The sequence below is a fragment of the Deltaproteobacteria bacterium genome (assembly GCA_019308995.1).
Classification (GTDB): domain Bacteria; phylum Desulfobacterota; class Desulfarculia; order Adiutricales; family JAFDHD01; genus JAFDHD01.
The window spans coordinates 1-12,553 of the sequence record JAFDHD010000113.1 but is presented as its reverse complement, the minus strand read 5'-3'; the positions used below and the strand labels follow the sequence as shown (position 1 = coordinate 12,553).

The 12,553-nt window shown below is 48.3% G+C and carries 7 protein-coding genes and 1 pseudogene; all 8 read left to right on the top strand.

Annotated elements, in window-relative coordinates; genetic code table 11:
- Positions 1 to 1,116 (top strand): asparagine synthase C-terminal domain-containing protein (locus JRI95_14415; protein ID MBW2062735.1); only part of this gene is annotated, 1,116 nt, incomplete at its 5' end.
- A complete protein-coding gene (locus JRI95_14410; GenBank protein MBW2062734.1) occupies positions 1,052 to 2,035 on the top strand; it encodes a radical SAM protein in 984 nt (327 codons plus the stop codon). The genes JRI95_14415 and JRI95_14410, both read left to right, overlap by 65 nt.
- Positions 1,998 to 3,251 (top strand): DegT/DnrJ/EryC1/StrS family aminotransferase, encoded by a 1,254-nt coding sequence (locus tag JRI95_14405; GenBank protein MBW2062733.1) that lies wholly within the window; start codon positions 1,998 to 2,000, stop codon positions 3,249 to 3,251. The genes JRI95_14410 and JRI95_14405 overlap by 38 nt, the downstream gene beginning before the upstream one ends.
- A gap of 116 nt (positions 3,252 to 3,367) precedes the next feature.
- On the top strand, positions 3,368 to 5,572 hold the full coding sequence (locus tag JRI95_14400) for a glycosyltransferase (GenBank protein ID MBW2062732.1): 2,205 nt from the start codon (positions 3,368 to 3,370) through the stop codon (positions 5,570 to 5,572).
- 275 nt (positions 5,573 to 5,847) lie between these two features.
- A complete protein-coding gene (thrC, locus tag JRI95_14395; protein ID MBW2062731.1) occupies positions 5,848 to 7,353 on the top strand; it encodes a threonine synthase in 1,506 nt (501 codons plus the stop codon).
- 48 nt (positions 7,354 to 7,401) lie between these two features.
- Positions 7,402 to 7,872 carry a 23S rRNA (pseudouridine(1915)-N(3))-methyltransferase RlmH gene (locus JRI95_14390; GenBank protein MBW2062730.1) on the top strand — a complete coding sequence of 157 codons (471 nt, stop codon included), beginning with the start codon at positions 7,402 to 7,404 and terminating at the stop codon, positions 7,870 to 7,872.
- Positions 7,873 to 7,951: 79 nt separating this feature from the next.
- Positions 7,952 to 11,388 (top strand): annotated as a pseudogene (locus tag JRI95_14385) (N-6 DNA methylase).
- A 439-nt stretch (positions 11,389 to 11,827) separates the two neighbouring features.
- Positions 11,828 to 11,995 carry a hypothetical protein gene (locus tag JRI95_14380; GenBank protein MBW2062729.1) on the top strand — a complete coding sequence of 56 codons (168 nt, stop codon included), beginning with the start codon at positions 11,828 to 11,830 and terminating at the stop codon, positions 11,993 to 11,995.
- Positions 11,996 to 12,553: the final 558 nt, after the last annotated feature.

The following is a 12,553-nucleotide window of genomic DNA, read 5'->3' as shown; positions in this document are numbered from 1 at the left end:
GATGTGCCGGTTGGAAGTTACTTGAGCGGCGGGCTGGACTCGAGCAGTATCACCGCTTTTGCATCAAGAATTATTCCCCGATTAATGACCTTTACCGGCGGTTTTGACGTTGCCACTGCGGTGAGCATTGAAAACTTTTTTGATGAACGTGATAAAGCCGAATTGATCTCCAGAGAATTCGGAACAGAACATTATCAGATGGTCATTCACGCTGGCGATCTGGAATGGGCGCTGCCGCACGTCATCTGGCATATGGAAGACTTACGCGTCGGGATGTCGTATCCCCATTACTACCTCTCCCGGCTGGCCAGTAAGTTCGTCAAGGTGGTGCTGGCCGGTCCGGGTGGCGACGAGACCCTGGGAGGCTATCCCTGGCGATATGAACTGATCAAAAATTGCGCCTCCTGCGCAGAATTTGAACAAGTAAGCTACCAGTACTGGTCAAGGCTTGTAAAAGACGAAGAAAAAAAAGATTTCTTTACTCCCCGGATTTTGCAGCAATTTGAAAACTACTCCCCGCTGGAATCATTTAAAGATGTGTTATGTAACGATTCAAACTCCAGCTTTATTAAAAAAGCCCTCTACTTTGACGCCAAGACCTTTTTGCACGGCATCCTGGTGGTAGAAGACAAACTCAGCATGGCCCATTCCCTTGAGTCAAGAGTGCCTTTTCTGGACAACGAGCTTGTTGATTATACAAGAACAATACCCTCGAAATATCTTATCAACGGCTCATGGATAAAGTCCGCCAACCATGACGTCAACCTCTCTGGCAAGTATATCTTTCGCCGGGCCATGGAAGGAATCCTGCCCAAGGAAATTATTGAAAATCGCAAACAGGGATTCAGCGCGCCTGATCAATCCTGGTACATGCAGCAATTGGTTAAGTATATCAAAAGCGTCGTTCTTTCGGAAAGATGCCTTGAGCGCGGATATTTTAAACGGCAGTATATCGAAAAAATTCTTGAAGAACACACATGCGGCCAGAAGAACTACCGTCTCTTGATCTGGTCTTTGTTAAGTTTTGAATGGTGGAACAGGATATTTATTGATGGAGAAAGAATTAAGCAAACAGAAGGACTTAATCCGGGTGATAGATTTTCGCCAGAGCTTTGAAAATCTGGTGGCCTTGAATTATCCCCGGCGCATTACAGTGGAGCTTACCAACCGCTGTAACTTAAATTGTCAGATGTGCCCCCGGCGTCATATGAAGGCCGCCCAGGGTTTTATGCCGTATAAACTGTTTACAAAAATCATGGACGAGATGGCGGAGTTTGGTGACGTCACTTTGGTCCCCTTCTTTCGAGGCGAATCATTACTTCACCCTCATTGTATCGAGATGCTCGCTTACGCCAAAAGAAAGAACATCGGGACCGTCCAGTTTACCACCAACGCCACGCTCCTCAATGAAGACGTCTCCCTGGCCCTGATAGACCTTGGCCTTGATTTTATATCCTTTAGCGTTGATTCCATTGACCCGGAGACATACGAGTCCATACGCCGCGGGGCCAATCTTAAAAAAGTGCTAAAAAACATTGAGACCTTCTGTGCTTTAAAAAAGAAAAAAAACGCGGCCAAACCCGAGATCCAGGTTTCGGTGGTCAGGACAGACAACACCAGGGATAAAATTGAAGATTTTGTCGAGTTCTGGCGGAATCGAGTAGATCGCGTCCGTGTCTATGAAGAACACTCGCAAGATGGCAACTTTGGTTCACTGGACCAAGGCAAACGCCTCGCCGGCCGGATGCCCTGCCTGAAGCCATTTACAGACATGGTCGTTTACTGGGATGGCTCGGTGGCTCTGTGCAATCACGACTGGGACCGGACGGATCAGATCGGAGACGTGAACCAAAGCACCATATCGGAAATATGGTTGAGTGAAACTTACGAAAAGATTAGAAGCGCGCACAAAGGGCGCGGCCAGTTAGAAGACCTGTGCCAGAACTGCGATCATTGGCAGGCTCACAGCTATTCACCCACCCAAATTGGAGACCTCTATGTCCGTCATTCCCCATCCCAGCGCCAGGCCCTTTAACAGGATCCCTGTCACCAGGCCGGTTTTCGATCTTTCTGAGGAAGAAGCGGTTCTGGAAGTCCTTCGATCCGGCTGGCTGGTACAGGGCCCTAAAGTGGCTCAGTTTGAAGGACTCTTTAAAGAGTTCGTCGGGGCCAGCCATGCTGTGGCCACCACATCCTGCACCACCGCCCTGCACCTGGCCCTGCTGGCCGCAGGGATCGGCCCTGGAGACGAGGTCCTGCTTCCGGCCTTCACCTTCATTGCCACGGCCAATGCCGTGGAATACACGGGCGCCAGGCCGGTTTTTATTGATATTGACCTGGATACTTACACCATTGATCCCGAAAAAATCAGGGAATATTTGATGCATCGGGCAGAAGCTCAGACACGACCCAAATGCATCATACCCGTGTCCCTGTTTGGCCTTTGCGCTGATATGGAAGCCGTCAATAAAACCGCTTCCGAATACGGCCTCATTGTTGTTGAAGACGCAGCCTGCGGCTTTGGAGCGAAACGCCGCGGACATCACGCCGGGACAGAAGCGCTGGCCGGCTGTTTCAGCTTTCACCCGCGAAAGGCCATCACGACCGGCGAAGGGGGAATGGTTATTACCAATGATGACCGTCTGGCAGACACTATAAGGAAATTAAGAGATCATGGCGCCTCGAAGACGGACCGCCAGCGACATCTGGAACAGGGCGGGTCGCTCCTTCCGGAGTACGAGGTCCTGGGCTACAACTTTCGCATGACTGACCTGCAAGGCGCTCTGGGCGCGACTCAAATGAAAAAAGCCGAAATGATCTTGCAAGGACGAAAGCAAGCCGCGGCGCGATACGATGAATTGTTGGGAGATTTTTCAGAAATAAAAAGACCGCATGTTCCCCATGGATTCGAGCATGGTTTTCAGTCATATGTCTGTCTGTACAAGGCTGCCAGCGGGCGGCGTGAAGGAAAAACGTCCATTGATTGGGATGAGGTCAGTGCAGCAAACTTGAGACGCAATCGTTTGATGACCAGTCTCGAAAGGATGGGCGCTTCCTTGCGGCAGGGAACCCATGCCCTTCACACGCTGGGTTTTTATAAAAGAAAATATGGACTCAAGAACCAGAACTATCCCATGGCGTATCTGGCCGACCGCCTCTCTTTTACCTTGCCGCTTTATTACGGCATTACTGAAGATGAACAGTTTGAGGTGATTGAGAACCTGAGGCGCGTCATGGATCAAGTGGCTTAAACGATTTTCAATCAGAAAAGAATGGTATGGGACTGTAAACATATCCCGGGTTTTATTAAAAAAAAAATTGAGAAGAAATAAGCTTTCACCTAATGAATAGATAAAAGCGGGACCATATGAAAATGTTAGCGAAATCTCCAAAAGTCACGGTGCTCATCGGAACATACAACAGGCCCAAATACCTGAGCGAAGCCGTTGCCAGTGTAGTCAGGCAGACCATGAAGGACTGGGAGCTCCTGGTCATGAATGATGGAGGCGTGGACGTTCGCCATGTCGTCGAGGAGTTTCAGGATGACCGCATCCATTATTTTCATGACGACGAAAATAGAGGCCTGGCCCACAGGCTCAACTTTGGACTGAAACAGGCTAAAGGGGAGTACATCGCCTACTTAGGTGACGATGATTTTTTCTATCCCAATCATCTGGAAGTGTTAACCAAGGCCCTGGATGAAAACCCTGATGTCGGTGTGGTGTATTCCGACCTTTATGCGGTTTCTTTTATCAAAGATGAAACCACGGACAAACGGTACCCTCTAAATAAGTTTGTTCAAGTTTCGCGTGACTATAACCGCGATTTTATGCTGTACTTCAACCATACTTTACACGTCAGCCTTCTGCATAGAAAAGACCTGGCCATCTTGGTCGGCGGTTATGACGAGAGCGTGAAAGTCCTCATTGATTGGGACCTGACCAGAAAACTCTCCTTCTTCACGGATTTTAAATACGTACCAGTGATAACGGGCGAGTATTACATGCCCATCAATAAATCCGACCGCATCAGTGTCAAGGAACGTAAGGACAAGGAAAGCTTTTTGCACAATCTTCGAAGAATCAAGACCGACTTGCCTCCTGAGCCCTGGATGTACATACGGAAAGTCGCCATTATTCTTCCGGTGAATGAATGGGGGGATGAGATTAAACAGTTCATTGCGAACCTTACTGATAATACCTCTTATCCTCATAGATTGATTCTCGTCAATAATGTCCTGGAAAAAGATGAGGAGTGCCGCAGCAGCCTGGGGAAACTGGGTGAACTGAAACACATCCACGTGCTCACCCCGCCAGAGCCATTGTCCGAGCTTGAAGCTTATCGCTTTGGCGTTGAAAGAACGAATGCCGATTTTTTCTATCTCCTTTCCTTGAGTGCGGATTCAAAACTTCAAATGAGGATATTTTTTGTTCTTGATTATCTGGCGGATCACCCTGAATGCGATGCCGTTAAGCTGAACATAAAAGGAGAAAAAGAAAGCCTCTTTGATCTTTTGATCAGGCGGGAGTCTGCTCCTAAATTATTTGATTTGTCAAGCCGTAAAAATAAACTCAAAATGGCGATCATTCCTGTCTTTCCTCCAAAGGGCCTTGCTTTTGACGTCCTGTATAAACAGTCCAGGAGAGAATATGACGAAAAGAATTTTAAAAAAGCGCTCGTGTATTTCAAGGCGGCTGAATCTATCAAGATCGGCATTCCCGGGCAGCAATACTTAAACGACCTCCACGCCAAAATAGCGCTTGGTTTGAAAAACTATAAGGAAGCTGAACAAAAATGTCTGGACCTGATAAAAAGAGGCTATGAGGCTGACAACTGGATCAGGCTGGGCCGGATATTCCAGGCGCAAGGAAAATACTCCGAAGCCATTTCGGCCTTTCAAAGCGGACTGAGACAGATTGGTCTGCGCGAATCAGACCTCAAGAGCAGGGTCTTCCCCATCGTATGCCCCACCGATTTCGGGGCCTTTACCGCCCTGATCGGCCTGGGCGAATGTCTGGTCGAGACAAGTGAATACATGAAGGCCACCAAGACCTTTCATCGCGCCTTTAAGCTCAAGGCTAACAGCCATCGGCCTTTCTTGGGATTTGCCAAAATCTTCCTGGCCAATAACCAGATGAATCAGGCCCAGCACGCTCTTTTCAAGGCCAGCCAGTTGAATGGAAAGGACCCTGAAATCAACCGCATCACCGGGGCCATGTGCGAAAAGCAAAACCGTCCGGACCTGGCCTTCAGTTGCTACTTGAAGGCCTTTGAAAAAGACAAAACCGACCCTCAAACCATTGAACTCGTCTATAAAATCGGTTCTGCCCTTCACAAATGGGAGGACCTGAAAAAAGCCCTTAAAGAATTCCTCGAACATCACCCGGCCCATGTTCCCGCCATCAGCCACCTGGCTCAAGTTTATTTTGAACTGGGCCACAGGCAAAAAACAGAAGAGCTGGTCAAGCGGGGGCTGGCCCTTGATCAGTGGCATGAAGAGCTTTTAAATATCAACTTTAAAGTGAGGCATGCTCACAAGCTTGGATTTAACCTTTCAAACGATCCAGTCTAAGCCGAGGAAGTTAGCCGTTTGACGACAAAAGGCTGGCTGGAAAGCCTGCCCCACAATGCTAATTCTCATATTCCCGACCTGTCCCCTTGTTCCCAGGCTCTGCCTCAAATCCGATTTTGGTTCTTATCACGCCCTCCTGCCTAAGAGGACGTAAGTCCCAATCCTCACTAATCAAACCATTTATTCCAACAATCATTCTATATCCCCCCCTGCAACAGGACTTGACAAAACCATTCCGGGCAAGGCTTAATGAATAAAAATGCCAGGGAAACATCATGAAACTTGAAGATTTTCCAGAGGAAATCAAGCCTGACCTGATCCCTTCTCCATCCGGGCATCTGGTTTACCATTGTCTGGGCTGTGGACGCGAGTATGAGATTGACTCACTGCTTTACACCTGCCCGGACTGCGGCAAGGTTTTTCTCATCCAGGACCTGGACCAGGACCATTTAGCCCGGCGGACCGGGGTCGAATGGCAGCGGATTTTCGATTACCGCAAAATGCTCAATATCCCGGCTCTAAAAGGCGTCTTCCTCTTCCATGAATTTCTAGCTCCGGTCATTCCGCTCGAAGACGTGGTCTATCTTGGGGAGGGCCACACCCCGATTATCGCGGCTAATGATGCAATGACCGACATGGTGGGCACTGAGTTCTACTTCAAAAACGACGGCTTAAATCCCAGCGCCTCTTTTAAGGACAGAGGCATGGCTGCGGCCACCTCCTTTCTAAATCATCTGGCCCGTAAAAAGGGGTTCACAGAGATCCTCTCGGTTTGCGCCTCCACGGGCGATACCTCTGCCGCGGCCGCGCTTTATGCCGCATACCTCGCCGGCGTCCTCAAGTCAGCCGTGCTCCTGCCTCATGGCAAGGTCACCCCGCAACAGCTCAGCCAGCCACTGGGCAGCGGGGCCAACGTCTTTGAACTCCCCGGTGTCTTCGACGACTGCATGAAAGTCGTGGAACACCTGGCCGAAAACTATGATGTGGCCCTGCTTAATTCAAAAAACTCCTGGCGCGTCCTGGGACAGGCATCTTATGCCTTTGAGATCGCACAGGATTTCGACTATGAAATCAAGGACCTTTCCCTGTTCGTGCCTATCGGTAACGCTGGCAATATGACCGCCGTCTTGAGCGGATTATTAAAGTTCGAGCGCTTCGGCGTCATCCAGGGTCTGCCTCGTGTCTTCGGAGTCCAGTCCACCCATGCCAACCCGGTCTTCCGCTACTATGCCGATCCGCCGCAGAAACGGCAATATAAGCCGGTCGTGGTCCAGCCCAGTGTGGCCCAGGCGGCCATGATCGGTAATCCAGTCTCCATGCCGCGCGTGCTCAAACTGGTGCAGGAGTATGAGGAAAGAGCGGGCGGGCCGCGCTTCTTTGTGGTCCAGGTTGACGAGCAGTTGATCATGGACTCCATGCTTCAGGCCAACCGCAACGGGCACGTGGCCTGCACCCAGGGCGGCGAATCCCTGGCCGGCCTGCGCCAGGCCCTGGCCCAGGGCCTGCTCAAGCAAGGCGATAAGGCTGTCCTTGATTCCACGGCCCATTTTCTCAAGTTCGCTGAATTTCAAACCACCTATTTTAAGGATAATTTTGCTCCGGAATTTGGAATCAAGGCCAAACCGGAACTGGTCAATGAGCCAGCCTATATTCGGCCAAAAGGTCTTAAACGTCTGCCTGAACCCGGTGTCAGGCTTGAACCTGAGGAAATGCAGGCCTTTGTCCAGGCAGCAGCCAAAGAAATCGCCAGAGCCCTGGGCGTGAAACCCAAAAAGGGCTGATATTCGGGTAAATAAATCAGGCGACCTAGCCCTGCCAGAGACACCATCATGCGCCTTAAATTCATATTTATCGGCCGAACCCGTCAGTCCTACCTGGCTGAGGGAGTGGCTGATTACCTCAAAAGGATAAGGCCATATCTGCCGACTGAAGAGCTAATCCTGAAAGAAACAAAAGTGAAAAATGAGAGGGAGGCGGCCAGGATCAGGCTCCAGGACACCACTCGTATCCTGACGAGTCTTAAATCTGAAGACGTCTTTGTCCTCCTGGACCCGGATGGTCAGGCTATGACCTCCCTGGAATTGGCCGAGTGGCTGAAAAGGCAGATGGACCGCGGCGTTAAGACCGTGGCCTTTGGCCTGGGCGGCCCCCTGGGGCTGGACCGCATGGCAAAAGGAAAGGCAGACCTCTGTCTTTCCCTCTCGCGCCTGACCCTGACCCATGAAATGAGCCGCTTGGTGCTTCTGGAGCAGGTCTACCGGGCCTTGCGCCTCACGGCCGGGCACCCTTACCATAAATAAAAATTATTTCATAGTTTGCAATGATAGAAGCTAATAAGGTAAAATAACTTACTTTTCAATATAGTTTAAAGGAATAAAAATGCCGGATGCAGTCAAACAGTATCTGAAAGCCATTGAACGGCAACTCAAGATCGGCCACGTTACCGAAGGCACTCACCGGCGCGCCCTGCAAACCTTTATTGACTCTCTTAAGCCTAAAATCACGACCACTAACGAACCAGACAAGGTAGAATGCGGATTCCCGGATATTTTGGTTACTTCTCCTCCTGTCCCCTTAACCATAGGTTATATAGAGACCAAGGATATCAACAAATCACTGGATGAAGCAGAGCGGTCTGAACAGCTTGACCGTTATTTTCACTCACTGGGAAACCTGATCCTGACCGACTATCTGGAATTCAGGTGGTATGTGGATGGCGAAAAGCGGGGAGTAGCCCGCCTGGCCTGGATGAGTCCAAGCGGTAAACTTCGCCGAGATACAGATGGGGAAACAAAGGTACTGGAACTTCTCCAGAATTTTCTGGCGCATCCTCCGGTGCGTGTGGGTACTCCCAAAGAACTGGCAGAACGCATGGCCCGTTTGACCCACATAATCCGGGACATTATTGTCGAGGCTTTCGACAAAGACCGGGCTTCAAACATGCTCTTCGAGCTTCGCCAGGCCTTTGCCAAAACGCTGATTCCAGACCTGGATACGCCGGAAAAAACCGGCGAGTTCGCAGATATGTTTGCCCAGACCATTGCCTACGGCCTCTTTGCGGCCCAGTGCAATCATGACGATACCAAGGCCTTTCGCCGCCTGGGGGCCGCCGCAGAAATCCCCAAAACAAACCCTTTCTTGCGCAAACTCTTTGAAACCATCACCGGGACCGACCTGGACTATGAACCTTATGTAGGTTTTGTAGATGACTTAGTCCAGTTACTGGATCATGCGGATATGGAGGCTGTTTTAGAACACTTTGGCCAGCGAGGCAGGCTTAAAGACCCTGTCGTTCATTTTTATGAAACCTTCTTAGCCGAGTATGATCCCAAACTTCGAGAAATGAGGGGTGTCTATTACACACCTGATGCCGTTGTATCCTATATTGTTCGTTCTGTGGATCATATTCTTAAGACACGGTTCGATTGTGCTGACGGTCTGGCAGATACTTCGAAAGTCGTCTATAAGGACCAAGATGGTACCGACCAGGAGTCCCCCAAAGTTCTTATCCTTGACCCGGCCTGTGGGACCGGAACCTTTTTATATACAGTTGTTGACCTGATTCGCGAGCAGTTTAAGCATCGCCGTGACGCTGGCATGTGGTCAGGCTTTGTTCAAGAACATCTCCTGCCGCGCCTGTTTGGTTTTGAACTGCTCATGGCCCCATACGCGGTGGCCCATTTTAAACTGGGTATGCAGTTGGCCGGGCAAGACATGCTCGATCTAGAGCAGAACATGTGGCGGTATGACTTCGCCTCAGATGAACGCCTGGGTATTTACCTGACCAACACGCTTGAGGAAGCGGAACGAATCGCTCAGCAAGAGATGTTCTTTCTTGAACGCATTATCGGCGATGAGGCCGACGCTGCTGCCGAAATCAAGCGGGACCTGCCCATCATGGTCATTTTAGGAAACCCGCCTTACTCTGGACATTCGGCTAACCGAAGTGAATATGAAAAAGATATTCAAAAAGGTGACATATATGTCACTGGGTGGGAAGCAGGCCCTGATGGGAAAGCCATACCCAAAGAGGCTCAGGCCAGACGCGCCGGAAAGAAAAAACAGCCGACTTTCATAGGCCGTTTAATAAAGGATTATTTCGTATGTGACGGGAAATGGCTCCAAGAGAAGAATCCCAAATGGCTTCAAGATGATTATGTGAAGTTTATTCGCTGGGCTCAGTGGCGTATTGAACGAACCGGCGCAGGCGTCTTGGGTTTTATCACCAACCATGGATATTTAGATAATCCCACCTTCCGAGGCATGGTTTTATCACCAACCATGGATATTTAGATAATCCCACCTTCCGAGGCATGCGCCAGCAGCTCATGCGCACCTTTAGCGAAATTTACATTCTGGACCTGCATGGCAGTACTAAAAAGAAAGAAGTCTCCCCGGATGGTTCTAAGGACGAAAATGTCTTTGATATACAACCAGGAGTGAGCTTAGGCATTTTCATCAAAAAACCTGATAAAACCAATCAAGCCAAAGTTTACCATGCCGAGATGTGGGGAATTCGAGCTGGTAAATATCTTCGCCTATTTGAATTAGATTTGATTAATACAGAATGGAAACAGCTTGAACCTCAATCGCCTTTTTATTTTTTTGTACCAATTGATAATCGAAAGTTAACTGAATATGAGCAAGGTTGGCAGATCACAGAAGTATTCCCGATTAATTCAGTAGGCATTGTAACAGCAAGGGATCATTTAACCATCCATTTCGAGAAAGAGAAAGTTTGGAATACCATCAACGATTTTATAGAACTCCCCGAGGATAAGGCTCGGCAAAAATATAATTTGAGTAAAGATGTCCAGGACTGGAAAGTTCATTTGGCCCAGGAAGATTTAAAGGAAAGCGGGCCAAAAGAAGAAAAAATAGTCCCCATATTGTATCGGCCTTTTGACATAAGATTTACATACTATACTGGCCGCACAAAAGGATTCATTTGCAGGCCTCGTCCGGAAGTTATGAGACAAATATTGGGGAAGGAAAATATCGCCCTTATTACTTCAAGGCTAACTAAAGGTGAGACTTTTCGCCATACCCAGGCAACGCGGCATATTGTGGAAGTTATATGCATGTCACCAAAGACTTCCAATAATGGCTTTGTTTTCCCCCTTTACTTTTTCCCCAAAAAAGACAATCCGATAGCCCAACCTTGGTTATCCGGTAAAGATAAACGTGTCCCCAATCTTAACTCAGAATTCGTAAGAGATTTGGGGGAACGCTTGAAACTCAAGTTCTTTTCAGAGGGGATAGGTGATCTAAAAAGAACGTTTGGCCCTGAGGATGTCTTTAATTATATTTATGCAATCTTACATTCCCCTACCTATCGCGAGCGATACTCTGAATTTCTAAAGAGAGATTTCCCCCGTGTACCTCTCACATCCGACCGAAAGCTTTTCCGCAAGTTATGCGGATTAGGTCAAGAGCTTGTGGCCCTGCATTTAATGGAGGCTCCTGCCTTATCAAACCTCATCACCAGTTTTCCTCTTCCTGGTGACCATTTAGTCGCGAAAGGCCACCCAAAATATCTAGCCCCGGATATGCGGGAACCGGTAACAGGGAAAGTACTAAAGAAGGGCCGGGTTTATATAAACAAAAAGCAATATTTTGATGGTGTTCCGCCTGAAGTCTGGGAGTTTTATATCGGCGGATACCAAGTCTGCGAAAAATGGCTTAAAGACCGCCGAGGACGAACACTCGATCACCATGATAAGATCCACTACCAGAAAATAATTGTAGCCTTAAAAGAGACCATCCGCCTCATGGCCGAGATAGACCAATCCATTGATCATTGGCCTATTCAATGAATCATTTGAAATTAGGCTGTCCATTCCCATAAAGCACACCGATTAGAGCGATTGTCAGAATTATATTCCTTTTAGCACTACTGTCCGGTTAAGAGTCAAATAATGTCAGTTGGTTGCCAGAAGCCTCCTCTATGATTTTATTGTAGAAGGCCGTCAATACTTGAAAAATGGGACTTTTTGCGAACAAAGTAATGCTGATGATTTGCAAGGTTTGGCGGGTGGCCCCGACAACTTTTGTTGTCGGGGTGCGTCAGCACAAGAGGTATGCTTATGGCGCTCATCCTATCTCCACTTAAACTGATTTCCCGATAGGCTTGATTTCACCTGAGATTGCGTTTGATAAGCACAGAGCTTCGCTGCTTCCAATGTTTCATAAAAAGGCTTCAGTTCTCCTTCCCCGGGGAACCATACCAGGGCATGGATATGATCAGATCATAAAATGCGCATGACCTTTTATGTCATGGATAAGCCGTTTTTTCATGAGTTCATTACATCCGGCCAGCCTGTTTCGATCAACCTCCTGTCGCTTCGCGACCCCGACAAAATTGTCGGGGCCACCCGTCATTCCCTCGACGGTGGTCATATCGGAATGGACGAATTCTACTAAAATTGAGTTCAAATCGATCACGGTTTTCAGACCATATAACTATTTGTTATTGCGTTGCTTATAGAGCTTGTGAAAAATAACACCCGGACAGTAGTGTCCTTTTGGGTATTATTTTTCTGCACATGGATTCCTGCTAGCCCAGAAATGACAACAACTTACACTGTCATTCCCGCAAAAGCGGGAATCCAGAAAAAAATATATTTTTAAGAACTACTTTAGCCACCAAGCAGCCCTGGGATTTTCAATCGGAACGTATTATTAAAATTCTCTCTATAGCGATTGTCAGAATTATGTTCCTTTTGGCTTCCTGGCTTCAAAATCCAGAAAGGAATATATTTTTAAGAACTACTATAGAATATCTTCAGGGCCTATGATTATACCCCTGAACAAGCCAATAAAAATCCCTGCCACCTTAATTCAAATAAGAAAAAGATAGAGGGCCTGGCTGCTGCTTGTTGCGCTTCTAAGGCAGAAAAGTTGGGGAAATCAATAGGTTGCAGGGATCAGTTGACGGATTCGACACTCTTGACTTCAGGGACCTCCATCTTGAGGACCCTT